This window comes from Sphingomonas sp. IW22 (genome assembly GCF_041321155.1).
In the GTDB taxonomy this organism is placed as follows: domain Bacteria; phylum Pseudomonadota; class Alphaproteobacteria; order Sphingomonadales; family Sphingomonadaceae; genus Sphingomonas.
Window position 1 is genome coordinate 144850 of record NZ_JBGGWB010000001.1, and the last position, 24399, is coordinate 169248.

Annotated in this window: 25 protein-coding genes, 1 tRNA gene and 1 riboswitch; of the genes, 6 read left to right on the forward strand and 20 right to left on the reverse strand. The window is 64.0% G+C overall.

Going from position 1 to position 24399, the window contains the following annotated elements:
- Nucleotides 1-30: 30 nt before the first annotated feature.
- The 4 genes from gcvPB to gcvT are packed head-to-tail and all read right to left on the reverse strand — an operon-like array spanning nt 31 to nt 4559.
- A complete protein-coding gene (gcvPB, locus tag ACAX61_RS00710) occupies nt 31-1608 on the reverse strand; it encodes an aminomethyl-transferring glycine dehydrogenase subunit GcvPB (RefSeq protein ID WP_370712916.1) in 1578 nt (525 codons plus the stop codon).
- The gene (gene gcvPA, locus ACAX61_RS00715; RefSeq protein WP_370714862.1) at nt 1605-2963 is read right to left on the reverse strand and encodes an aminomethyl-transferring glycine dehydrogenase subunit GcvPA; all 1359 of its coding nucleotides are present in this window, start codon (nt 2961-2963) and stop codon (nt 1605-1607) included. Before gcvPA ends, gcvPB begins: the two co-directional genes overlap by 4 nt.
- 43 nt (nt 2964-3006) lie before the next feature.
- On the reverse strand, nt 3007-3378 hold the full coding sequence (gcvH, locus tag ACAX61_RS00720; protein WP_370712917.1) for a glycine cleavage system protein GcvH: 372 nt from the start codon (nt 3376-3378) through the stop codon (nt 3007-3009).
- Nucleotides 3375-4559, reverse strand: coding sequence for a glycine cleavage system aminomethyltransferase GcvT (gcvT, locus tag ACAX61_RS00725; protein ID WP_370712918.1), 1185 nt, complete (start codon nt 4557-4559; stop codon nt 3375-3377). Before gcvT ends, gcvH begins: the two co-directional genes overlap by 4 nt.
- Nucleotides 4560-4730: 171 nt before the next feature.
- A riboswitch (glycine riboswitch) is annotated at nt 4731-4823 on the reverse strand.
- A gap of 212 nt (nt 4824-5035) precedes the next feature.
- On the opposite strand from gcvT, the gene ACAX61_RS00730 reads away from it, so the two are divergent.
- Together ACAX61_RS00730 and ACAX61_RS00735 are read left to right on the forward strand one after the other, a co-directional pair.
- On the forward strand, nt 5036-6223 hold the full coding sequence (locus tag ACAX61_RS00730) for an aspartyl protease family protein (protein WP_370712919.1): 1188 nt from the start codon (nt 5036-5038) through the stop codon (nt 6221-6223).
- Between the two features lie 35 nt (nt 6224-6258).
- Nucleotides 6259-7695 (forward strand): hypothetical protein, encoded by a 1437-nt coding sequence (locus tag ACAX61_RS00735; RefSeq protein ID WP_370712920.1) that lies wholly within the window; start codon nt 6259-6261, stop codon nt 7693-7695.
- Here the strand turns inward: ACAX61_RS00735 and modA are convergent.
- The 8 genes from modA to ACAX61_RS00775 form a co-directional block, all read right to left on the reverse strand.
- The gene (gene modA / locus ACAX61_RS00740) at nt 7692-8474 is read right to left on the reverse strand and encodes a molybdate ABC transporter substrate-binding protein (RefSeq protein WP_370712921.1); all 783 of its coding nucleotides are present in this window, start codon (nt 8472-8474) and stop codon (nt 7692-7694) included. The genes ACAX61_RS00735 and modA overlap by 4 nt on opposite strands.
- Entirely contained in the window at nt 8474-8857 is a 384-nt protein-coding gene (locus ACAX61_RS00745) for a phasin family protein (RefSeq protein ID WP_370712922.1), read from the reverse strand. The genes modA and ACAX61_RS00745 overlap by 1 nt, the downstream gene beginning before the upstream one ends.
- A gap of 95 nt (nt 8858-8952) precedes the next feature.
- On the reverse strand, nt 8953-10746 hold the full coding sequence (lepA, locus tag ACAX61_RS00750) for a translation elongation factor 4 (protein ID WP_370712923.1): 1794 nt from the start codon (nt 10744-10746) through the stop codon (nt 8953-8955).
- Nucleotides 10747-10837: 91 nt separating this feature from the next.
- Nucleotides 10838-11203 carry a response regulator gene (locus ACAX61_RS00755; RefSeq protein WP_370712924.1) on the reverse strand — a complete coding sequence of 122 codons (366 nt, stop codon included), beginning with the start codon at nt 11201-11203 and terminating at the stop codon, nt 10838-10840.
- Between the two features lie 9 nt (nt 11204-11212).
- Complete coding sequence (locus ACAX61_RS00760) at nt 11213-11869, reverse strand: response regulator transcription factor (protein WP_370712925.1); 657 nt, start codon at nt 11867-11869, stop codon at nt 11213-11215.
- Nucleotides 11862-13343, reverse strand: coding sequence for a PAS domain-containing sensor histidine kinase (locus ACAX61_RS00765; RefSeq protein WP_370712926.1), 1482 nt, complete (start codon nt 13341-13343; stop codon nt 11862-11864). The genes ACAX61_RS00760 and ACAX61_RS00765 overlap by 8 nt, the downstream gene beginning before the upstream one ends.
- 560 nt (nt 13344-13903) lie before the next feature.
- Nucleotides 13904-13980: transfer RNA gene (locus ACAX61_RS00770), tRNA-Pro, on the reverse strand.
- A 109-nt stretch (nt 13981-14089) separates the two neighbouring features.
- Nucleotides 14090-14725, reverse strand: coding sequence for a glutathione S-transferase family protein (locus ACAX61_RS00775; RefSeq protein ID WP_370712927.1), 636 nt, complete (start codon nt 14723-14725; stop codon nt 14090-14092).
- A gap of 181 nt (nt 14726-14906) precedes the next feature.
- Here ACAX61_RS00775 and purS point away from each other — a divergent pair, with 181 nt between their 5' ends.
- Both purS and purQ read left to right on the forward strand, forming a co-directional pair.
- On the forward strand, nt 14907-15140 hold the full coding sequence (gene purS / locus ACAX61_RS00780; RefSeq protein WP_370712928.1) for a phosphoribosylformylglycinamidine synthase subunit PurS: 234 nt from the start codon (nt 14907-14909) through the stop codon (nt 15138-15140).
- On the forward strand, nt 15137-15802 hold the full coding sequence (purQ, locus tag ACAX61_RS00785) for a phosphoribosylformylglycinamidine synthase subunit PurQ (protein WP_370712929.1): 666 nt from the start codon (nt 15137-15139) through the stop codon (nt 15800-15802). The genes purS and purQ overlap by 4 nt, the downstream gene beginning before the upstream one ends.
- A 12-nt stretch (nt 15803-15814) precedes the next feature.
- Here purQ and ACAX61_RS00790 read toward each other — a convergent pair whose 3' ends face one another.
- Complete coding sequence (locus tag ACAX61_RS00790; protein WP_370712930.1) at nt 15815-16537, reverse strand: queuosine precursor transporter; 723 nt, start codon at nt 16535-16537, stop codon at nt 15815-15817.
- A 122-nt stretch (nt 16538-16659) separates the two neighbouring features.
- On the opposite strand from ACAX61_RS00790, the gene ACAX61_RS00795 reads away from it, so the two are divergent.
- On the forward strand, nt 16660-17076 hold the full coding sequence (locus ACAX61_RS00795; RefSeq protein ID WP_370712931.1) for a hypothetical protein: 417 nt from the start codon (nt 16660-16662) through the stop codon (nt 17074-17076).
- A gap of 71 nt (nt 17077-17147) precedes the next feature.
- Here ACAX61_RS00795 and rplT read toward each other — a convergent pair whose 3' ends face one another.
- From rplT to ACAX61_RS00820, 5 genes are all read right to left on the reverse strand, one after another.
- A complete protein-coding gene (gene rplT / locus ACAX61_RS00800; protein WP_370712932.1) occupies nt 17148-17513 on the reverse strand; it encodes a 50S ribosomal protein L20 in 366 nt (121 codons plus the stop codon).
- Nucleotides 17514-17528: 15 nt separating this feature from the next.
- Entirely contained in the window at nt 17529-17732 is a 204-nt protein-coding gene (rpmI, locus tag ACAX61_RS00805; RefSeq protein ID WP_370714863.1) for a 50S ribosomal protein L35, read from the reverse strand.
- 119 nt (nt 17733-17851) lie between these two features.
- Nucleotides 17852-18670: an inositol monophosphatase family protein gene (locus ACAX61_RS00810; protein ID WP_370712933.1), complete on the reverse strand. Its 819-nt coding sequence runs from the start codon at nt 18668-18670 to the stop codon at nt 17852-17854.
- A gap of 31 nt (nt 18671-18701) precedes the next feature.
- Nucleotides 18702-19553 (reverse strand): glucose 1-dehydrogenase, encoded by an 852-nt coding sequence (locus ACAX61_RS00815; protein ID WP_370712934.1) that lies wholly within the window; start codon nt 19551-19553, stop codon nt 18702-18704.
- Nucleotides 19554-19629: 76 nt separating this feature from the next.
- Nucleotides 19630-21153: a fumarate hydratase gene (locus ACAX61_RS00820; RefSeq protein ID WP_370712935.1), complete on the reverse strand. Its 1524-nt coding sequence runs from the start codon at nt 21151-21153 to the stop codon at nt 19630-19632.
- A gap of 116 nt (nt 21154-21269) precedes the next feature.
- On the opposite strand from ACAX61_RS00820, the gene ACAX61_RS00825 reads away from it, so the two are divergent.
- Nucleotides 21270-23330 (forward strand): putative bifunctional diguanylate cyclase/phosphodiesterase, encoded by a 2061-nt coding sequence (locus ACAX61_RS00825; protein WP_370712936.1) that lies wholly within the window; start codon nt 21270-21272, stop codon nt 23328-23330.
- 9 nt (nt 23331-23339) lie between these two features.
- On the opposite strand, the gene ACAX61_RS00830 is transcribed toward ACAX61_RS00825, so the two are convergent.
- Together ACAX61_RS00830 and ACAX61_RS00835 are read right to left on the reverse strand one after the other, a co-directional pair.
- Nucleotides 23340-23549, reverse strand: coding sequence for a hypothetical protein (locus ACAX61_RS00830; protein WP_370712937.1), 210 nt, complete (start codon nt 23547-23549; stop codon nt 23340-23342).
- A gap of 117 nt (nt 23550-23666) precedes the next feature.
- Nucleotides 23667-24398: a Bax inhibitor-1/YccA family protein gene (locus ACAX61_RS00835; protein WP_370712938.1), complete on the reverse strand. Its 732-nt coding sequence runs from the start codon at nt 24396-24398 to the stop codon at nt 23667-23669.
- Nucleotide 24399: the final 1 nt, after the last annotated feature.

The following is a 24399-nucleotide window of genomic DNA, read 5'->3' on the forward strand; positions in this document are numbered from 1 at the left end:
GGGCGGCCTGACCGGGCCGCCCCCTTTTCTTTACTCTGCAGCCTCAGCCAGTACCGGTTCCTTCCACACCAGCACCGGCTTTCGCGCAGCCAGCGTTTCGTCAAGGCGACGGCGCGGGGCGAAGTGCGGGGCCGATTTCAGGCTGGCATCGCCCGCCTTGGCGCGTTCCGCGACTGACGCGAACGCATCGATGAACTGATCCAGGGCCGCCTTCGATTCGGTCTCGGTCGGCTCGACCAGCATCGCGCCGTGAACCACCAGCGGGAAATAGACCGTCATCGGGTGGAAGCCCTCGTCGATCAGTCCCTTGGCCACATCCAGCGTCGAGAAGCCCGCAGGGAAGCCTTCATCGCTGAACAGCGCCTCATGCATGCACGGCCCGCTCTTGGCGAATGGCGCGTCCAGCACGCCTTCCAGACGGCGCAGCACGTAATTGGCGTTCAGCACCGCATCGCCCGACACCTGATACAGGCCGTCGGCACCGTGGCTGAGGATATAGGTCAGCGCGCGGGTGAACATGCCCATCTGGCCGTGGAATGCGGTCATCCGGCCAAAGCTGTCCGGGTGATCTTCGCCAACCGTTTCTTCCTCGACCAACTGGATGTGCCCGTCGGCATGACGCGCGGTGAAGGGCAGCGGACCGAAGGGTGCCAGCGCTTCGGACAATACCACCGGGCCAGAACCCGGACCGCCCCCTCCATGCGGGGTCGAGAAGGTCTTGTGCAGGTTGATGTGCATTGCATCGACGCCCAGATCGCCGGGGCGCACGCGACCGACGATCGCGTTGAAATTGGCGCCGTCGCAATAGACGTAGCCACCTGCGTCATGAACAGCATCGGAGATGATCTTCAGATCACGTTCGAACAGGCCGCAGGTGTTGGGGTTGGTGATCATCACGCCCGCAACGTCCGGCCCCAGCCGCGCTTTCAGCGCATCCGTATCGACACGGCCCGCATCGGTCGCGGGAATGTTCTCGACGGTGAAGCCGGCGAAGGCCGCCGTTGCCGGGTTGGTACCGTGCGCGCTTTCGGGGACGAGGATGACCTTGCGATGCCCCTCCCCACGCGCTTCCAGCGCTGCCTTGATGCACAGGATGCCGCACAGCTCGCCATGCGCGCCCGCCTTTGGGCTCATCGCGACACCGTGCATACCTGTCAGTTCGATCAGCCAGAAGGCCAGTTCGTTGATGACGCCCAGCGCCCCCTGCACCGTATCGACGGGTTGGAGCGGGTGAATGTCGGCAAAACCGGGTAACCGCGCCATTTTTTCGTTCAAGCGCGGATTATGCTTCATCGTGCAGGAGCCGAGCGGGAACAGGCCCAGGTCGATGGCATAATTCTGGCGGCTAAGGCGCGTGTAGTGGCGGACCGTTTCCGGTTCCGACAGGCCGGGCAGACCGATCGGTGCCCTGCGGCCAAGATCGCCCAGCCGGCTGGTTGCGGCGGGCACATCAGGCAAGTCGACGCCCGTCGTCTCATCGCTGCCGATCTCGAAGATCAGCGCTTCTTCCAGCATCAGCGCCCGGTTACCGGTGCTGGTCGCGCGCGGCGCGGGGCCGTCGACCGACTGCATCTCGGGCTTCCACCCGCTCTGGTTGATCGCGCTCATGCCAGCACCTCCTCAAGCGCGGCGGCAAGGGTTTCGACATCCTCCGCCGTCGTCGTCTCCGTCACCGCCACGACCAGCCCGCGCTCCAGCGCCTCGACGCCGGGATGCAAGCGGCCCAGCGACACGCCCGCCAGGATCTCGCGCTCGGCCAGCATGCGGACGATCGGCCGCGCTTCCTTGTTCAGTTTCAGCGTGAATTCGTTGAAGAAACCGGGCGTAACCAGTTCGACGCCCGGCACCTTGGCCAGCCGCTCCGCCGCCGCGCTTGCCGCGAAATGATTGGCCTCTGCCAGTCCCCGCAGCCCCTTTTCACCCAGCAACGTCATGTGGATGGAGAAGGCCAGAGCGCAAAGGCCCGAATTGGTGCAGATATTCGACGTCGCCTTCTCACGCCGGATATGCTGTTCGCGCGTCGACAGCGTGAGCACGAAACCGCGCTTGCCCTCTGCATCGACGGTTTCCCCGCACAAGCGGCCGGGCATCTGGCGGACATATTTGTCCTTGCACCCGAACAGCCCGACATAAGGCCCACCGAATTGCAGCCCGACGCCCAGCGACTGCCCCTCACCCACGACGATATCAGCGCCCATTTCACCGGGGGAGCGGATCGCGCCCAGCGCCACGGGTTCGGTCACCACCGCGATCAGCAGCGCCTTCTTCGCCTGACACGCCGCCGCCAGTTCGGACAGGTCGCCGATGCGGCCCAGAATGTCCGGATACTGCACGACCACGCACGACGTATCGTCGTCGAGCGCACCGATCAGGTCGGCGGTGTCCGGCTCTGCCGACAGGTCCGGCAGGCGCGTGTTCAGCACGTCGCCGGTATATTTGGCCATCGTCTTTGCGACGGAGACATAATGCGGGTGCAGGCCGCCCGACAGGATCGCCTTTGCCCGGCGTGTCACACGGCGCGCCATGACAATCGCTTCCCAGCACGCGGTCGAGCCATCGTACATCGACGCATTGGCCACATCGGTCCCGAACAGGCGTGCGACCTGTGTCTGGAACTCGAACAGCATCTGCAGCGTGCCCTGTGCGATTTCCGGCTGATAGGGCGTGTAGGCAGTCAAAAACTCGCCGCGCTGGATCAGGTGATCGACCGTGGCGGGCACGTGATGGCGATAGGCACCGCAGCCGAGGAAGAAGGGCACTTCGCCCGCCACCACATTTCGGCGGGCAAGCGTCGTCATGTGCCGTTCGACCGCCAGTTCGCTGGCATGCATCGGCAATCCGGCAATGGGGCCGGGCTGGCGCGCGTGGACGGGCACATCCTCGAACAGTGCCTCGATCGACGGCGCGCCGATCGCGGCCAGCATCTCGCCGCGGTCGGCGTCGGTAAGGGGCAGGTAACGCATCATTGTCTCCAGCCCCGCCGCGACGGGCGGGGCATCGCGAAAATCACAGCTTGCTGACGAAGTCCTTATAGGCGCCCTCGTCCATCAGGCCGTCGAGCTGGCCGGCATCGGCAAGCGTCAGCTTGAAGAACCAGCCTGTCCCTTCGGGATCGCTGTTCACCAGCGACGGGTCGTCGGCCAGCGCTGCATTGCCCTCGAGCACGGTGCCGCTGACAGGGGCGTAAACGTCGCTGGCGGCCTTCACGCTCTCGACCACGGCCGCTTCGCCGCCCTTGGTAACCTCACGACCCTCCTCAGGCACTTCCACGAACACGATGTCGCCAAGCTGACCTTGCGCGTAATCGGTGATGCCGACGGTCGCGGTGTCGCCGTCGACCTCGATCCACTCATGCTCGTCGGTGAAATAACGGGTCACTTTGACACTCCCTTGCGAATGTAACGATGGGGAACGAAGGGCATGGCCGCGACCGTCGCGGCGTGCGGCTTGCCCCGTTGCTGAAGCGTGATGGCGGTACCGGGTGCGGCGAGTTCTGCGGGAACGTACGCCATGGCGATCGGCTGGCCCACGCTGGGCGCAAAGCCGCCCGACGTGACGCGCCCGATCGTCGCGCCATCGGCATCGACCACGGTCGCGCCCTCACGCACAGGCTGGCGCCCCTCCACGATCAGGCCGACGCGCTTGGTGGCGGCGCCGTTCGCATACTCGCTCAGCACGCGCTCTGCGCCCGGAAAGCCACCATCCTCGCGCCGCCGCTTTGACAGCGCAAAGCCCAAGTCGGCGGCAACCGGCGTCGTCTCTTCGTCCAGATCGTGGCCGTAAAGCGGCAGCCCCGCCTCCAGCCGCAACGAGTCGCGCGCGCCGAGGCCGATGGGCTTCACTTCCGGCTCGACACACAACGCCTGGGCCAGTGCGACCGCATCGTCGGCCGGCACCGAAATCTCGAAGCCGTCTTCGCCGGTATAGCCCGACCGGCTGATCCACAGGCCCACACCCTGCCAATCGAACGCCGCCGCCGTCATGAAACCCAGCGCCGTGACGCCCGGCACCAGCCGTTCAAGTGCGTCGACCGCCTTCGGACCCTGCAACGCCAGCAGCGCGCGTTCGTCCAGCAGGTTCAGGTTGATCGCGTCGTCCAGCCTCTCGCGCAGATGCGCCAGATCGTCCCACTTGGTCGCGCCGTTCACGACCATGTAGAATGCGGGTACATCGCCCTCGACCTCACCGAACGGATGGGCGGCAGGCAGCCGCGCCAGCATCAGATCGTCCAGAATACCGCCATTGTCGGCCAGCAGCAGCGAGTAACGCTGACGCCCGGCGCCCAGCCCGGCCACGTCGGCAGGCAGCAGCGATTCGAGCGCGTCGACCACGCCGGGGCCGTCGATCCGCAACTGGCCCATATGGCTGACATCGAACAGACCCGCCGACTCGCGGGTCCACAGATGCTCAGCCATGATGCCTTCATACTGGATCGGCATGAGATAGCCGGCGAACTCGACCATTCGCGCGCCGCGTTCCCGGTGCCAGCCATCCAGCGGCAGCGTCAGAACGGGCGGCGCTTCGCCCTCAAATTCGTCTTCGGTCGGATGATCGGCCAAGCAAGGCTCCCGTTGCGAAAAGGTGAAACCGACACGATCGCAGGGCCAGTATTGACCGCTCGTTCGCATCGCCCCCTCTGTCACGGGAACCTGAGAGCTTTCCCCCGGATAGCCGGAGTTACCCCTTCGGTGGGCAACGGATACGTCCGCTGCCGCTTTCCAGAGCATCGCAAGACCCGCGCGGTCCTTTGCACCTGAGAGATTCCGGGGCGGTTGCTCCTTCGGTGGCGGGCCTTTCGACCCGCACTCTCCCGCGCGTGTCCGCCGGTTGCCCGACGACGACGGGAGAAACACTGTCGCGCCGCAGCATCACTGTCAATCGCGCTTCGATGCGAAAGATGTGGAAGGCGCGCCGTCATGGTCCAAAAGCGGTGCCGTCGGCCGCCGTTGCAGTCACGCATCACCGCGAGATTTCCCACCCCGCAACCCCCGCGAACCCCTCGCCTATTGCGGCGAGCCGCGCTAGGCGTGCGGCTGTGCGTTGGAACCTGCTTTCGATCCTACCGCTGTTGCTGACGACGGCGGCCGTTCCCGGCGCACAGACGGCGGGCGTCAACAAGCTCGCCACCGATTCGGAAAGCCGTTGGGTCGCGTTCGACATGACGCCGGGCAATCAGATCCGCTTCGACATGCTGGTCGACGGCACTCGCGCCAGCGCGATCCTGGACACCGGCGTCAGCGCCAGCGTCGCCTCCCGCCTGTTTGCCACACGCGCCGGGCTGAAGCTGGAGCCTTCGCGCGGGGAGCGGGCCGATGCGGTGGGTGGTGCCGTGCCGCTGGGCTGGGCGCGGGTGAACAAGCTGGCGCTGGGCGCGCTGGATCAGCCGCGCACCCGGCTGGCAGTGGTCGATCTGTCCGCGATCGCAACCGGCAGCGCGCGTCCGGTCGACCTGCTGATCGGCAGCGACGTGCTCAGCTGCTGCGCGATCGACATCGACTATGAAAACCGCCGGTTCCGACTGCTGCCCAGCGGGCGGATGCCATTTTCGGGCGCTCGCGCACCGTTGTCGCGTCTGCCGGGGACCGGGGTGTTCGCCAGTGCGGTCAAGGTGGGGAAGGCACAATTCAGACCGCTGATCGTCGACACTGGCGACGGTGCGGCGCTGACCCTGTCGCGGCCAAGCTGGACCGCCGCTCGCATCCGCCCACGCGCGGTTACCACGGCCATCGCCTTTGGCCTGGGCGGGCCAATCGAAACCGAGATGACGGTGCTGCCCGATGTCCAACTGGGCGCGCTGCCGCCGCTGGCGGTGGAAACCCGGATCGAGGCAAAGGGTGGTTTTTCGGATCAGACGCAGACCGCTGGTCGGATCGGCAATGGATGGTTCCAGCGTTACCGCGTTCTGATGGACGCACGCGCGGGTCACATGGTCCTAAAACCCGGTCGCGGCGCAGCCGATGACCCGGTTCGCTCAACCAGCGGGCTGCTGGTGGGATATGACAGCGGGCGGCTGTCGGTCCTGCATGTGATGCGCGGCAGCCCCGCGGCCGCTGGCCGATGGAAGGCGGGCGACCAGATCTGCACCGTGGACGGCACGCCGGTCCCACCCCCCGATCGCGGCACCGTCGATACCGGCTGGTCGGCGGGCGCATCAGGGCGTTCTGTTCGCTTCGGCATGTGCGACGGCACCGAACGGCGGCTGACGCTCCGGCAATTTTACTGACCATGGCGGCGATGTCGGTTCGGGCGCGGCAATGGATGCCGGCACTTTTCCTTGCGCTGGTCGCACTGGCGCTGCGTGCATGGGATTTCGACAATCCGGTCATCCATGTTGACGAACAATATTATCTGCTGGTCGGCAGCCGGATATGGGATGGCGATATCCCCTTCATCGACTTGTGGGACCGAAAGCCGGTCGGGCTGTTCCTGCTCTATGCGCTGCCCGCGCTGTTTCCCGGCAACGGAGTGCTGGCCTATCAACTGATGGCGACGGCGGCAGCGGCGGCGACTGCGATCGTCCTGCGCGCATCGGCGCTGCGGATCGGCGCGCGGCGCAGCGGCGCGTTGCTGGCGGGCATTGCTTACCTCTTGTGGCTGTCCCCGCTGGGCGGGCGCGGTGGGCAATCGCCCGTTTTCTACAATCTCCCAATTGCGCTGGCGGTTTTCTGGACCCTGGGCCTGCCCGCACTGGCGCGGTCGGGACGGCAGGCGGCAATCATCGGCTCCGGCTTTGTAGCCTGTCTGGCGTGTGGGCTGGCGATCCAGCTGAAATACACCGCCGCGGTCGAGGGCGCCTTTGTCGGGCTGTCGCATATATGGTGGCTGCACCGCGCCGGCGCCCGGATCGGGACATCAGTTCTAGCGGCGCTATTGTGGATGGTTGCGGGCGTCGCCCCGACCGCAATGGCGGTTGGGGCGTATGCGGCGATGGGGCCGTCGGCGCTCAGCGCATTCTGGTTCGCCAATTTCGATTCGATCTTTCTGCGCCCAGCTTATCCGTTGGATCAGGTGGCGATGCGCCTGTTGGGCATCGCGGCGCAACTCTCGCCATTGATGGCATGCGCGCTGCTGGGTTGGCGGATGCGGCCGCGACCGACCCCGGCCGCGCTGTCGCTGGCTGCGGCGTGGTTGCTGGCGGCAACGGGCGGCTTCATCGCCATCGGCACGTTTTTCGACCATTATGCGCTGCCGCTGGTCGGCCCGCTGGCGCTGTTGTCGGCGGCGACCTTGGCCCGGCGGCCCCGCGCCGCGATCGGGGCACTCGGGCTCGGTGTGCTGCTATTCCTAGCCGAGCGAGCTTTCATCCCCGACGACGCGCCCGGCGCGCGTGAAACGGCGCGGCTGGTTCAACTCAACTCGCGCGGCGAATGTCCCTATGTCTTTATCGGCGACACCATCACCTATCATCTGGCGCACAGCTGTGTGCCGACAGCCTATGCCTTTCCCAACCTTCTGGCCTATTCGACCGAACAGGGCGCCACGGGTGTCGATGAGGCGGGCGAGGTCCGGCGCATCCTCAATCGGCGTCCGCCGGTCATCATATCCTCGACGCGCAAGCTGGACATCTGGAACCGCGCGAGCCTGTACGAGGTGAAGCACGCGCTTCGCAGCGACTATCGTCGCGTCTGGTCGACCCCCAGAAGTCAGTGGGAAACGGTGCTATACCTCAGGAACGATCTGAGCTTCCGACGTTAGTGGCTGGAGAAACCGTGCTTCTGCAAGATTGCCTGACCTGCAGGCGACAGCAGGAAGCGCCGAAAGGTCCCGGCACCCGCATCGCCGGATCGCTTCAATCGCGCAATGGGATACCGGATTGGCGGATGGCTTGCGGCAGGGAAGCGCCCGATGACTCGTACTTTTCGCGAAGCCCGCGCGTCAGTTGCATAAACGATACCCAACACCGCCGCGCCCCGCTCGACCAACGCCAGCGCAGCACGCACATTTTCGGCGCGCGCGATGCGCGGCGCCATGCGCTCCCACACCCCGAACCGCGAAAGCGCCGCGCGGCCATATCGCCCTGCGGGCACCGCATCCGGATCGGCCATGGCAAGCCGGCCACTGCCCAGTGCGCGGAGCATGTCGGCGCCGGTCCGGACCTTTGCCGAAGTGCTGCCGGTCGCGGCGATCAGGACGAGTCGATTGCCCGTCAGATCGGCTCGGCTACCCGCCGCCACCAGCCCAGCCGACTCGACTGCATCCATCCACTGTTCGTCGGCGGAAATGAACAGGTCTGCGGGCGCGCCGGCCGTGATCTGGCGCGCCAGCGCCGACGACCCGGCGAAAGACAGCCGAGGTCTACCAGCCACTTGGGGGGAAAAGCGCGCAGCAGCCTCACTCAGCGCTTCCTGAAGGCTCGCCGCTGCGAGCACCAGCGGCGGCTCCTGGGCCGCTAACGGCGGCGCAAGTGTTGCGGTGGCAAGGGTAGCAAACAGCGTCAGGGCGCGACGTCGCGCCACGCCCCGAACGCCTGCCATCAACGACGGCCTGTCATCTGGCCCATTGCGTTCCGGCCAAATTCAGCGATCATCTCGCCAATCTCGCGCGCCTGCGACATCGAACGGGTGCCCTGTTCTCGCATATACTCGCTCTGAATACGCATCAGTTCGGAAAGGTCGCTCGCCTGCGCGGCGGCGCGCATCGCCTGAAACGCTTCCCGCGTATTCGTCTCGGCTTGGTCGAGCATCTTGATGCCCAGTTGCGAGCCCGCTTCATTCATCGATTCGGCAGTCGCCTTCATCCGCTCGCCTGCAGCCTGCATATGGTCAGCGGTCTGGCGCGTCGCGTCTTGCGCGTTGTCCATGCCCGCCTTTGCCGCGTCGTTCGCCTGATCCATTGCTTCGTTCGGATTTTTCGCCATCACAGTCGCTCCCGGAATTGCGCGCCGTTACCGCGCGTCAATGACCCGACGCGCCACGCGGCGGAGGGTTCCGCTGCGTTGCAATATGCGATGGATTATTCCTCACCCATGCGAAGCGCGGCGATGAAGGCTTCCTGCGGGATCTGAACGGACCCATATTCGCGCATCCGCTTCTTGCCTTCCTTCTGCTTGTCCAGAAGCTTGCGCTTACGACTGATGTCGCCGCCATAGCATTTGGCGGTAACGTCCTTGCGAAGCGCGGCAATCGTCTCACGCGCGATCACCTTGCCACCGATTGCGGCCTGAATGGGGATCTTGAACAAGTGGCGGGGGATCAGGTCCTTCAGCCGCTCGCACATGCCGCGCCCACGACTTTCGGCGGTCGAGCGGTGGACGATCATCGACAGCGCGTCGACCGGCTCATTGTTGACCAGCACCGACATTTTTACGAGGTCACCCTCGCGATAGCCGATCTGTTCATAGTCGAAGCTGGCATAGCCACGGCTGATCGACTTCAGCCGGTCATAGAAATCGAACACCACCTCGTTGAGCGGCAGCTCGTACTTCACCTGAGCACGCCCGCCGACATAGGTCAGATCCTTCTGAATACCGCGCCGGTCCTGGCACAGCTTCAGGATCGGCCCCAGATATTCATCGGGAACATAGATGGTCGCTTCGATCCACGGCTCGGCAATCGTTTCAATCCGGGTAGGATCGGGCATGTCAGCCGGATTGTGCAGCTCGATATGGCCGCCGCCATGCGTCAACTCGATCTGATACACGACCGACGGCGCGGTGGTGATCAGGTCGAGATCATATTCGCGCGTCAGCCGCTCCTGAATGATCTCAAGATGCAGCAGGCCCAAAAAGCCGCAGCGGAAACCAAAGCCCAGCGCCGCCGATGTTTCCATCTCGAACGAGAAGCTTGCGTCGTTCAGCCGCAGCTTGGAGATCGACTCGCGCAGCTTTTCGAAGTCATTGGCGTCCACCGGAAAAAGGCCGCAGAACACCACCGACTGCACTTCCTTAAAGCCCGGCAACGCTTCTGCAGCAGGTTTCTTGGCATCGGTGATGGTGTCGCCGACAGCGGTCTGCGCCACTTCCTTGATCTGCGCCGTGATGAACCCGATTTCACCGGGGCCAAGATCAGCAAGCTGCTCGATCTTGGGGCGGAAGCAGCCGACGCGATCAACCAGATGGACCGTGCCGGCCTGCATGAACTTGATCTGCTGACCCTTTTTCAGGGTGCCGTCCATCACCCGAACCAGGATGACGACGCCCAGATACGGGTCATACCAGCTATCGACCAGCATCGCCTTGAGCGGCGCGTCCGGGTCGCCCTTGGGCGCGGGAATACGCTCGACCACCGCGTCGAGGATCTCGTCGATGCCGATGCCCGACTTTGCACTGGCCAGCACGGCGCCCGATGCGTCTAGGCCGATCACATCCTCGATTTCTGCGCGCACCTTTTCCGGCTCGGCAGCGGGCAGGTCGATCTTGTTGATGACGGGCACGATTTCATGGTCATGCTCGATCGATTGATAGACGTTGGCCAGCGTCTGCGCCTCGACGCCCTGCGCGGCATCGACGACCAGCAGCGCGCCTTCGCATGCCGCCAGCGAGCGCGAGACTTCATAAGCGAAGTCGACATGGCCCGGCGTGTCCATCAGGTTCAGGACATGGCCCTTCCATTCCAGGCGCACGGTCTGCGCCTTGATGGTGATGCCGCGCTCCTTTTCGATATCCATATTGTCGAGCACCTGTGCCGACATTTCGCGTTCGGTCAGGCCGCCGGTGCGCTGGATCAGACGGTCGGCAAGCGTGGACTTGCCATGGTCGATATGCGCGATGATCGAAAAGTTGCGGATCTTGGACTGTGGGGTGCTCATGGTCGCGCGGCCGATAGCACCGAAAAGCGCCGTTGCCAAAGCACTGACGCACGTCGTGACGCCGGAACCGGAAAAGCGGGTCGCCGCAGTGCTAATATCGTAACAGGCGGATCAATTCGCATGGGCGGATCGGCTTTTCCAGCGTCGCTTCATAGCCGCAATCAGACGCTCTCTCGAACAGCTCCGGCGTTGCGAATCCAGTCAGCAGAAAGGCGCGCCCCCGCCAGCCGATGGTGCGAAGACGGCGCAGCACTTCGATCCCATCGTCGTCGGGCAGCCGATAATCTGCCAGCAGCACCCGCGCCGCGCGGAGCGGCTGACTGGCCAGCAGTCGGGCGGCCGTCGCATAGGCGCGGACATCATAGTCGATCGATCGAAGCAGCAGGTGCAACGACCGTCGCACAGCGTCGTCATCCTCAACGATCAGTGCAAGCGGCCGTGATCGCGAATGCTCCATGCCCCAACGCTATTGCCGCTGCGTCGCCTTAGAAATTCGCAATTCACCGGATAGGGGAACTTCCCCCGCAACAAAGACCAGTCGCAGCACTTCGGGAAGGCTTCGCGCATCGAGCTTGAACATCAGATTGGCGCGGTGCACCTCCACCGTGCGCGGCGAGATGCCCAAGTCATAGGCGATCGCCTTGTTCGGCAGGCCGCGGACAAGCCCGTTCAGCACCTCCTGCTCTCGCGGGGTCAACGCTGCAAGCCTCGTCGCCGCATCCTTTGCAGCGTCCACGAGGGAGCGGCGTTTCGCGAGTTCATCGAACGCCACGTCAAGAGATCGAAGCAACTGCGCTTTTTCAAAAGGCTTTTCCAGAAAGTCGATCGCGCCCTGCTTCATCGCCTGGACCGCGATGGGCACATCGCCATGGCCGGTCAGCGCAATGACGGGCAGCGCAATCCCGCCCTCATTCATCAGCCGCTGAACCTCAAGTCCGCCAATCTCGGGCATACGCACGTCCAGCAGCACCACTCCCGGCCGCGCGTCGATCACCGCCTCCAGAAAATGGGGCCCGGACTCGTAGGCTACGACTTCATATCCGGCGGCACGCAACAGGAACCCGGCAGATTTCCGGATAGCCTCCTCGTCGTCCACAAGATGAACGACACGACGACTATTCATGTGCCCCCTCCCCCTCTTGATCGGCCGCTTTCAGGCAGAACGTGAAGCGGGTGCGCCCCGGCTTACCCGACACGACCCATATTCTTCCGCCATGCGCTTCAACGATGGTCCGGCATATCGACAGGCCCAGGCCCATCCCGCCTTCCTTGCTGGTCGTGAACGCCTGAAACAGCCGATCCGCCATGGCGGGATCCAGGCCCGGCCCGGTATCGGTGACCGATATCAGGATCCGGTCGCCGTCACGCTCGGTGCTGACGGTGACGTCGCGCACCGCGCATTCCTGAACCGCATCGACGGCGTTTCGCAGCAAATTCACGATCACCTGCTGCACCTGAATGCGGTCGGCCAGCACCCGCGAAGCGGTGGGGTCGAATTGGGTAAAGCTGTGCACCCCGCGTTCGCGGGCACCGATCAGGCCCAGCCGCATTGCATCGCGGATCAATGCCGGCAGATCCTCCGCACGCTGTTGCGTCTCGCCGCGCGCGACGAACTCGCGCAGGCGGCGCACGATCGTGCCCGCCCGCAGCACTTCTCCGGATGCTTCGATCAGTGCGTCGCGGATCAACTCCCGTTCCGCCTCTTCCCCGTCGAGTAGATCACGGGCCGCCTCCATGTAATTGGCGACGGCGGTCAGCGGCTGGTTTAGTTCATGCGCGAGGGTCGAGGCCATGGTGCCCATCGCGCTGAGGCGAGAGACGTGAATCAGTTCCGCCTGCAATTCCTTCAGGCGAAGTTCGGCACGGCGTTCGTTGGACAGGTCGCGCAGAAATCCCGTGAAGATCCGCCCCCCGCGCCCGATCGCTTCCCCTACAGCCGCCTCGATGGGGAAGGTCGACCCGTCGCGCCGTTGCCCGACCACGATCCGCCCGATGCCGATGATCCGCCGCTCGCCCGTTTGCAGATATCGGTGGATTGCGCCGACATGCGCGGCACGATTCTCCGGCGGCATCAGCCGGTTTACGTTGGCCCCCAGCATTTCCGCTTCGGTATAACCGAACATCCGCTCCGCCGCGGCGCTGAACGACAGGATTGTGCCGCGCTCGTCGATCACGACCATGGCGTCGGGAATGGTGGCGAGCACGGACCGCATATGGTCCTCGCTCTGCTCCAGCCGCTCTTCGGCGGCGCGGCGTCTGGTGATGTCGATCGCGCTATAGCCATATCCGCGAATCGAACCGTCGCTCATGCGCAGTGGAACGACGGTGATCTCACCAAGCCATTCCGAACCGTCGCAGCGGGTGCACCAGCTTTCGCGCCGCAGAACGCCGCCTTCCGCCACCTGATGCTGTTCGTGACAAATCGCAGTTTCGTCCATCGACGCGAACAGCCACAGGGCGGCCAGGGGGCGACCAATGACCGCATCAGCAACGTAGCCGTAAACGGCTTCGGCACCGACGTTCCAGTAAGTGACCAATCCCTCGCAGGAGACCATGAACACAGCACGATCGGTCGCGTTCGCGACAAAGAGCGCCATATCCCTGATCGGAAGAACCGAAGCGTCCGGCGATACCGAACCACCCACCCCCCGTACCCAGCCTTTCCCCTCGCCGCCGATACAATGCCTTGAAACTCGAGGCTTTGCTCACCGGGCGGCCAACGCAATGAACGACTGACGCCTGTTTGTAAGATGCGCCGATGTCAGCGTTTTTGCCAGCCATCCACCATCAACCGGCGTTTGGCATATGCTTAGGAAATGCGGGGATTACGGATATGGCGAAAATCACTAATGCGAATATTGCATTGATATAGCGGGTTTTTTTAGCAGCGATACCGTGCAGGACGTTGCAGCACGGCGAACACCCTATTTGGGGTCACGCGTAGGCATGCCATGCTTGCTGCGATGCAGCCGCGCTGGCGAGGTGTGGCTCGCGAATTTCTAGGTCAAAGGCGTGGGCGAAAGCACGCCGTCGGGTGCTACGTAGCCTGGTTCAGCACCGCCGAAGAGTGAGAGTTTCAGGACCGGTCGCGCGCTGGTGCCGACGGCAATGACCGCACACCGCGGCGTGCCTATCAGACCTGCTTTGCGGGATTAAATGGTCGGGGAAAGAGGATTCGAACCTCCGGCCCCCACGTCCCGAACGTGGTGCTCTACCAGGCTGAGCTATTCCCCGACCGACGACAACCGGAGCGAACCCCGTTGGCGAGGCGGGCCGTATAGCAGGCTTGCCGGTCGATTCAAGCGCCTGTTTCAAAATCGCTGGATTACGCCGCCGATGCCGATCAGGTCGTTGTTTTTGCGTTTATTTCCGCAATCAAAGCATCATCGATCGACTTCGCAGCGCGGTATGCAGGACGTTCGATCAGCCGCGCAGCGTAACGCTCAAAGGCAGGAAGGCTCGGCAATGTGCCGAACTGCGTGCCCCAGATCACTTGTGCGCCCACATACACATCCGCTGCAGTAAAATGATCGGCGGCAACATAATCCCGCCCCGCCAGCCACTTCTCCAGAACACTGACGGTCTGATCATAGTTGCCGAACCCGACCATCGCCTGCTTGTCCTGCGGCACGTCAAAGCCCATTGCGCGCGTGATGACCGCCTGTTCCACCGGACCCGCGGCAAAGAACAGCCAGCGATAATAATCCGCGCGGCGGTCCGTCGGCGGCGCCAGTTTGCGGTCCGGCGTGGCATCCGCCAGATAGGCGCAGATCGCTGCACACTCTGTCACCACCTGCCCCCGATGGACGATCGCGGGCACTTTCCCCATCGGGTTGATGGCCAGAAAATCGTCAGCCTTCATACCCGCGCCATAGGCCAGCAGCACGACATCATGCGGCAACCCGGTTTCGTGGATCATCCACCGGGCAATCTGCCCGCGGGACATGGGGTTGGTGTAAAGCGTCAATTCAGTAGCCATCGTCGCTCTCCCTCGCGCCGAACAGAACACGAACGACGAGCATCGTCAAGCGAGTCGCGCGTCTTCCGTGACCGCGCTGCTTACAGGTGCTTCGGCACAAGCCGCGTCAGACGGCTTGCGACCGCGCGCGCGACACGCCATAGCGGCGCCATTCCGAATTACCGTGATGGACCTGAACCCCATGAAACTTCGCGTCGTCGTGACCCTCAAGCCCGGCGTGCTCGATCCGCAGGGCAAGGCCATTCAGCACGCGCTCGGCTCGCTCGGCTTTGACGGCGTGGCGGATGTGCGTGCCGGCAAGATTTTCGAACTGGATGTCGCGGACGGCACCAGCGACGAAGCGGTCAAGGACATGTGCGAAAAGCTGTTGGCCAACACTGTCATCGAAAACTACCGGGTCGAGCGCGCGGCATGAAATCGGCGGTCATCGTCTTTCCTGGCTCCAACTGCGACCGCGACGTGGCCGTCGCACTGGAACAGGTGACCGGGCAAAAGCCGGCGATGGTCTGGCATGGCGAAAGCGACCTGCCCGACGGCACCGGCCTGATCGCGCTGCCGGGCGGCTTTTCTTACGGCGACTATCTGCGCTGCGGCGCGATTGCGGCGCGGTCTCCGGTGGTGCGCGCGGTCGTTGATGCGGCCGGGCGCGGCGTGCCGGTCATCGGCATCTGCAACGGTTTCCAGATCCTGACCGAGATCGGTCTGCTGCCGGGTGCACTGATGCGGAACAAGGGGCTGAACTTCGTTTGCCGCGACGTGCCGTTGACGGTGGGAAATAACCAGTCGCTGTTCACGCGGGGCTATCAGGCCGGTGAGACAATCTCGGTGCCCGTCGCACATCATGACGGCAATTATTTCGCCGACGACGCCACGCTCGACCGGATCGAGGGCGAGGGCCGGGTCGCGTTCCGCTATGCCGAGGATATCAACGGGTCGGCGCGCGGTATTGCCGGGCTGCTGAACGAGGGTGGCAACGTGCTGGGCATGATGCCGCACCCGGAACGCCGGGTCGAAGGCGCGCATGGCGGCAACGACGGTCGCCGACTGTTCGAAGGGCTGGTCGCCGCCGTCGCCTGACGCGGCGCTGCCTCACACCTGCGTACGGAACGGGGTGAAGTCGGTATCCCGATCAAAGATATCGACCCCCTCCGCCCGCTTCAGCCCGCCGACCACGGCATAGGTAACGGGCGTCAGCACCACTTCCCAGGCAACCTTCATCGCCCAGTTGGTGACCATGACGGTCAGCACCTGTTCGGTCGTCCAGATGCCCAGGAACGCGATCGGATAGAATAACAGGCTGTCCACCGCCTGCCCGACCACGGTCGATCCGATGGTGCGGCTCCACAAATGGCGTCCGGCCGTCAGGATCTTCATCCGCGCCAATACGAAGCTGTTGACGAACTCTCCGGCCCAGAAAGCCGTGATCGACGCGATCACGATTCGCCACACCTGTCCGAACACGGTCTCGTAAGCGGCCTGCCCGCTCCAGCCGTTCGCAGGCGGCAAGCTGACGACAACCCAGGACATCAGTGCGAGAAAGATCAGCGCGCCGAACCCCGCCCAGATGCACCGGCGCGCGCGAGCATAGCCATACACCTCTGTCAGCACGTCGCCGATGACATAGCTGACCGGGAAAAAGAGGATGCCCGCGCCGAACACGAAACCGCCCAGCTCCGACAGCTTGGCCGCGCCGATCACATTCGACAGCACCAGCACGACGACGAACGCCGCCATCACAAAGTCGAAATAGCGAAAGGACCGCCCGCGAAGGTCGGCGGCACTGGCGGCGGCGGCGGTGTCAGGTGCGTTCATGTCCCGCCGTTCATGCACCGCACACGTCACCGCTTCAACGCGATCGTTGCGCTCCCGTCGCTTTTCCCGCAACCAATCGCCCCGTCCCGCATTCCAGATGCATCAACAGGAGGAGATGCACGATGCGCGGAATCAAGATCGTTCTGGGCGCGATGACGTTGGGAAGCGCCGCGATGGTTGGCGGCTGCTCCAACGGCTATGGCCTGGGCGGCGGCGGCCTCGGCTATTCGAACTATGACTATAACCGGCCCGATCCGTCGTACGGCGGCTACTATGCCGACCGCTATTACCGCGACGATCCGCGCTATCAGCCGCGCCGCCTGTCGCGCAACGACCGCGTTTATGCCGGGCAGGACGGCCGTTATTATTGCCGCCGCTCGGATGGCACGACCGGCCTGATCGTCGGCGGCCTGGCGGGCGGCGTGCTGGGTACGGCACTCCGCCCCGGCGGTTCGGGTCTGCTCGGCGCGCTACTTGGTGGTGCAGCGGGCGCGGCGGCAGGTGAAGCCATCGACCGCGACAACGTGCAGTGCCGCTAAACAACTAAACAAGAAAAAGGGCGCCGATCGAAAGACCGGCGCCCTTTTTTTATCAGCTTCGGCTGAAAGACTTATGCTGCCTGGGGCAGCGCAGCCTTCGCCTGGGCGATGATTGCCGAAAAGGCTTCGCCTTCGTGCATCGCGATGTCGGCCAGAACCTTCCGATCCAGTTCGATGCCAGCGAGCTTCAGCCCGTGCATGAACTGCGAATAGGTCAGACCTTCGGCGCGGACGCCGGCGTTGATGCGCTGGATCCACAGGCCGCGGAACGTGCGCTTCTTAACCTTACGGTCGCGATAGGCGTACTGGCCAGCCTTTTCGACTGCCTGACGCGCGATGCGGATGGTGTTCTTGCGACGGCCGTAAAAGCCCTTCGCCTGATCCAAAATCCGCTTATGCTTGGCCTTCGTGGTCGTACCACGCTTTACTCGTGCCATGTCTTATGCCCTCCCTTACTTGAGGCCATAGGGCGCCCAGAGGCGCACGTGACCGGCATCCGAATCCGACAGCACGCTGGTGCCACGGTTCTGGCGAATATACTTCGCGTTGTGCGACATCAGGCGGTGGCGCTTGCCGGCGACGCCGTGCTTCACCTTGCCCGTTGCGGTGAACTTGAAGCGCTTCTTCACACCGCTCTTGGTCTTCATCTTGGGCATTTTCGTCTCCTTCAGGTCGACGATCCTGAACTGCCATGGCAGCCCACACTGGCCAGGCGGTTCGTCAAAACGATCGTGGAAGTTGCGCGCGTTAGCCGCAGTCGCGGCGAAACGCAAGATCAGTGGTGATGATGGTCGTGATCGCCAATCGCATGCAGTGCTTCCAGCACGTCGTCGGCGCGCGCGGCGTCGCCGATGGCCAGCACATGCCCCTCGCTGGCGGCGGTCAGGGGGTCGCCGTTCCAGTCGCACATGCGACCGCCCGCGCCCTCCACCACAGGCACCAGCGCAGCGAAGTCATAGAGCTTCAGCCCCGATTCGCACACGATGTCCAGATGCCCGCTGGCGAGCAGGCCGTAATTGTAACAGTCGCCGCCATAAACCGGGCCCTGACGCGGCGCGCCCTTTGACACCGCATGGATCAGCGACATGAAATGCGGCACGTCGCCATCGGCGAACAGATGCGGGCTGGTGGTGGCAACGATCGCCCCTTCAAGCGTGGGGCAGGCTCGCGTGCGTGCAGGCCGCCCGTTGAACAACGTGTCCCGCCCCACAACACCGACCCATCGTTCGCGCTGCACCGGCTGGTCGATGATGCCCAGCACGGGCCAGCCATCCTCGACCAGCGCAATCAGCGTGCCGAAAATGGCGCGGCCGACGGTGAAGCTGCGCGTGCCGTCGATCGGGTCCAGGATCCACTGCCGCCCCGTGACACCGGGCTTTTCGCCATATTCCTCGCCCACGATGCCATCGCCGGATCGTTCGGCGTCGAGCAAGCGGCGCATCGCCGCCTCCGCCTCCTGATCGGCGAGCGTCACCGGGGACTGATCGCCCTTGGTCTCAAGGCCAAAGGCGCCGCGAAAATAGGGTCGAATGACCTCGCCCGCCGCATCGGCAAGACGGTGGGCGAGGTCGATATCGGCTTGTGAAACTGGCATCGCCCTCCCCTAGCGGGTCGGACGGCCTGCGTCAGCCATTGATGACGATGCCGCCATTGGGGTGCAGCACCTGACCCGACATATAGCTGGAGTCGTCGCACGCCAGAAACAGGAAGGACGGGGCCACCTCGTTCGGCTGGCCGGGGCGGCCCATCGGCGTGCTTTCGCCAAAGCTCTTGAGCTTTTCCTCGGTCGCGCCGCCGAACGGGTTGAGCGGCGTCCAGATCGGCCCCGGTGCGACGGCGTTCACCCGGATGCCCTTTTCGATCAGGTTTTCCGACAGGCTGCGGGTAAATGCCGTGATCGCACCCTTTGTCGAGGAATAGTCGAGCAGTTCCTTAGACCCCTGATACATCGTCACCGACGTACAGTTCACGATCGCCGAATCCGCTTTCATATGCGGCACCGCGGCCTGAACCATGAAGAACATGCCGAAGATGTTGGTCTGGAACGTGCGGCGCAGCTGTTCTTCGGTGATGTCGACAATGTCGGTGTCGGGGTGCTGTTCACCGGCATTGTTGACCAGAATGTCGACCCGGCCGAATTCCTGCACGACGCGGGCAACCGCCTGCTCGCAGAACGCCTTGTCGCCGACGTCGCCCGCGATGTTGATGGCGCGCGCGCCCTCCTCGCGGACAATGCGCGCCGTTTCCTCGGCATCGTCATGTTCGCACAGGTACAGGATCGCCACATCGGCCCCTTCCCGCGCATAAAGCGCCGCGACCGCGCGACCGATGCCGCTGTCGGCGCCGGTGACGATCGCCACCTTGCCCTTCAACCGGCCCGAACCGGGATAGCGCGGCTGCCACTCGGGCTTGGGATCGAGTTTCGATTCGTGGCCGGGCAGCGCGTCCTCGTGAACCATGTCGATCGTTTCGGTCATCGTCGCACCTCTTTGCTCTGGGGAGATGCGACGATGAACCGATTGCGCGCGGGGCCGTTCCGCCCTTTGCCTTAGATCAAGCGCTTTCGAGCAGACCTTCCTTGGCGATCCGCTCACGCCAGACCAGTGGCGCCAGCTGGTGAACGTTGTTGCCCTCTGCATCGACAGCGACGGTGACGGGGAAGTCCTTCACCTCGAACTCGTAAATCGCCTCCATGCCCAGATCCTCGAACCCGACGACTTTCGACCCCTTGATTGCGCGCGCCACCAGATAGGCTGCGCCGCCGACCGCCATCAGATAGGCGGACTTGTGGTCGCGGATCGCGTCGGTGGCGGCGGGGCCGCGCTCTGCCTTGCCGACCATGGCCAGCAAGCCCTGTTCCAGCATCATGCGCGTGAACTTGTCCATGCGCGTGGCGGTGGTGGGACCGGCGGGCCCGACCACTTCCTCGCCCACCGGATCGACGGGGCCGACATAATAGATCACGCGACCCTTGAACTCGACCGGCAGTTCCTGACCCGCTTCCAGCATATCCTTGATCCGCTTGTGCGCGGCGTCGCGGCCGGTCAGCATCTTGCCGTTCAACAGCAGGCGATCGCCCTGCTTCCAGCCCTGCACCACCTCCGGCGTCAGCGTGTCGAGGTCGACGCGGATCGCCGCGGGATCGGGCTGCCAGTCGACCTTGGGCCATGCGTTCAGATCGGGCGCCTCCAGATAGCTCGGCCCGGACCCGTCCAGCGTGAAGTGCGCGTGGCGCGTCGCGGCGCAATTGGGGATCATCGCCACCGGCTTGCCCGCGGCATGACACGGCGCGTCCATGATCTTAACGTCGAGGATGGTGGACAGGCCGCCCAGCCCCTGCGCGCCGATGCCCAGCGCGTTCACCCGGTCGAAAATGTCGATCCGCAGCTTCTCGATATCGTTCGACGGGCCGCGCAGCTTCAGCTGGGCCATGTCGATTGGCTCCATCAGCGCCTTCTTCGCCAACAGCACGCAATGTTCCGCCGTGCCGCCGATGCCGATGCCCAACATCCCCGGCGGGCACCAGCCCGCGCCCATTTGCGGCAGCATCTCGACCACCCAGTCGACGATTGAATCCGACGGGTTCATCATCTTGAACTTGGACTTGTTCTCGCTGCCGCCGCCCTTGGCCGCGACGTCGATCGAAACCGTAGCGCCCGGCACCATTTCCACGTGCAGCACCGACGGCGTGTTGTCGCGCGTGTTGCGCCGGGTGAAGGCCGGGTCAGCCAGGACCGACGCGCGCAGCCGGTTTTCAGGGTGGAGGTAAGCGCGGCGAACGCCCTCATCCACCACCTCCTGCAAGGACCGGCGGGTGTCGTCTAGGCGGCAATCCATGCCCCATTTGACGAACACGTTGACGATGCCGGTGTCCTGACAGATCGGGCGATGCCCCTCAGCACACATGCGGCTGTTGGTCAGGATCTGCGCGATCGCGTCCTTGGCCGCGGGCGACTGTTCGGCGGCATAGGCGTCACCCAACGCGCGGATATAGTCCATCGGGTGGAAATAGCTGATGAACTGAAGCGCGTCGGCGACGCTGTCGATCAGATCGGTTGCGCGAATGGTGACGGTCATGGCCTCGCTTCACATGGATCACAGGAATGCGCCTGCCATAAGATGCCGCGCCCGACTGGCCAAGTCCGGTGCGACTGGAAACCTTTTGATAATCTTATCAATCGTAAGCAGATGTGGTGGGCAAACTGGACCTCAAAACATCATTCGACCGCGTACGGGACCTGATTCGCCCCGGCGAAGGCCCGGTGCAGGACATCGACTCCGCTGCCAGCATCGCGCTTCGGCTGGTGAGAGAGACGGAAGAGCATGGCAGCGGCTGGTTTTGGGAAACCGATCGCAACGGCAACCTGACCTATCTGTCCGAAAAGGTCGACGGTATGCTGGGCGCCGATGGCGCGCTGGGCCGTCCGTTCACAGCGCTGTTCCGGCTGGCGTCCGATGGCGAAGATACCGAACGCACGCTGGCATTCCACTTTACCTCGCGCACATCCTTTTCCGATTATTCGCTGCAATCGGGTGAAGGCGACGGGACGCGTTCCTGGACCGTTTCCGGGCGCCCGCGCCTGGACCCGCTGGGACAGTTTCAAGGGTTCACCGGCACCGGTAGCGACCTGACCGAAAAACGCCGGGCAGAGGCGGAAATCACCCGCCTCGCCCTGTTCGACGCGCTGACCGGACTTGCCAATCGTCAGCGGATGCGGCTGTCGCTGGATCAGACGCTGGCCTATTCGCACAATGGATGGCGCCACGTCGCCCTGTTGCTGCTCGACCTCGACCGGTTCAAGGCGGTGAACGATACGCTCGGCCATCAGGTCGGCGACGCGCTGTTGAAGCAGGTGGCCGACCGCCTGCTGCGGTGCGTCGGCGACAGCGGGCTTGTCGGGCGGCTTGGCGGCGACGAGTTCGAGGTAATCGTTCCCGATCCGCGCGACCGGCCATCGCTGATCGAACTGGCGCGTTCGATTATCGCATCGCTGTCCCAGCCCTATTTTCTGGCCGGGACGACGGTCACCATCGGCGCATCGGTCGGCATCGCGCTGGCACCAGGGGACGGCCATGATTCCGAAACGCTGATCCGCAGCGCAGACCTGGCGCTATATGCGGCCAAGGCTGACGGCCGCGGAACCCACCGGTTCTATCATGAGGACATGCTGGCGGGTGCCCGGCACCGAAAGGCGCTGGAGGACGATCTGCGCGGCGCGCTTGCTCGCGGCGAACTTCACGTCGCCTATCAGCCGGTCGTATCCACCAGCGACGAAAAGATCGTCGGCTTCGAGGCACTCGCCCGCTGGACGCACCCCGTGCGCGGGGCGGTATCGCCCGGCGATTTCGTGCCAATCGCCGAAGAATGTGGCATGATCGAACAGATCGGCGAATGGGTGCTGCGAACGGCCACGACCGATGCCGCCAAATGGCCGGCTGGCATCCGCGTCGCGGTCAATGTCTCCCCGATTCAGTTCGCCAATTCGCGCCTGCCCGCCATCGTCGCGTCGGCGCTGGCGTCAAGCGGACTGTCCCCGGCGCGGCTTGAGCTTGAGATTACCGAAAGCGTCTTTCTGAACGAAGATGCCGAGTCGGAAGCGATGTTCGCGGCGCTGAAGCGGCTGGGTGTGCGGCTGGCGCTGGACGATTTCGGCACAGGCTATTCCTCGCTCGGCTATTTGCGCAAGGCGCCGTTCGACAAGATCAAGATCGACCAGAGCTTCGTGCGCGGCGCCGCCGTCACGGGTAATCGCAACGCGGCGATCATTCAGGCCATCGTGTCACTGGCAACCACGCTGGGGATGGAAACCACCGCCGAGGGTGTGGAGGTGCAGGACGAGATTGCGCTGGTCGCGCGACTGGGGTGCAGCCACATCCAAGGTTATGTCTATGGACGGCCCATGCCCGTGACAGACGCAAGCGCGCTCGCCTCAACAGGCCGTGCGATTCCAGAGGGCGTACGCGTCAGCCGGGCGCCACGCATCCGGACGCTACGCTGGGCGCGGGTGCAAGCGGGGGATTACTCGGGGGAAGTGCGGGTCCGCAACCTGTCGACGATGGGCGCGATGATCGACGGCGTCGACTTTCCCGATACCATGATCGGCACACGCCTAACGATCGAGCTGATCGAGGGCCAGCTGTTCGAGGCTGAAATACGCTGGACCCATGACGGTCAGGCGGGGTTGCAGTTCAGTGAGGGGATCAACCTCGATCGGCTCCAACCACAGCCGGCGCCGAAACGCCGGCCGGGCTGAAGTCACAGCTCAGGCGTCCTGCTGACGGCTGATTTCCTTGGCCTGATCGGCATCGCGCTGTGAACCGGGGGCCGAGGTAGAGGGGGGATCGGACGCGTCCATCGAGTCCTCTGATCCGATATCGACGGCCTCATCCTCATGCGAGTCGTCGGGATTGGGCGGCGCCACGGACAGGCCGTCCTTCGCTTCGTCGGCGATGGGAAGATCTTGGTCGCTCATTATTGCTCTCCTTCGACAGCGTTAACGAGCGCCCCCAACCCGGCGTTCCGCCCATATAAAAAAGGCCCGGCGGTTGCCCGCCGAGCCTTCTCAACCGTTTCGCGAATGGCGAAAGGATCAGTCGCGGCTGCCCATGAACGACAGCAAGAACTGGAACATGTTCACGAAGTCGAGATACAGCGACAGCGCGCCCATGATCACGACCTTGCCCATCATATCGGTGCCTGCGACCCAGTCATACATGCTCTTGATACGCTGGGTATCATAAGCGGTCAGGCCCGCGAACAGCAGCACACCAATCGCACTGATGACCATGTTCATCACCGGCGACTGGAACCACAGGTTCAGCAGCGAAGCGACGATCAGGCCGACAACGCCCATGATCAGGAACGTGCCGAGACCCGACAGGTTACGCTTGGTCGTGTAACCGTAAAGGCTGAGCGACAGGAACGCGACCGCCGTTGCGAAGAAAGTGATCGCGATCGACGCGCCCGTGTAGACGAGGAAGATCGACGACATCGACAGGCCCATGACCGCCGAAAACGCCCAGAAGATCGCCTGCGCCGCGCCCGTCGACAGCTTGTTGATGCCAAAGCTCAACACCATCACGAACCCAAGCGGCGCCAGCGCGATAACCCAGCGCAGCGGCGTGCCGAACACAGCTTCCGCCATGCCAGACGAAGCGAACAGCAGGGCGACGATGCCCGTCAGCAGCACGCCCGACGCCATGTAGTTGTAAACCGAGAGCATATAGGACCGCAGCCCCGCATCATACGCCGCGCCGCGCGTACCTGCGCGCGTGGCGTAGGGAGCGGACGAAGCGGTCCGGGGATCCGACCAATTAGCCATC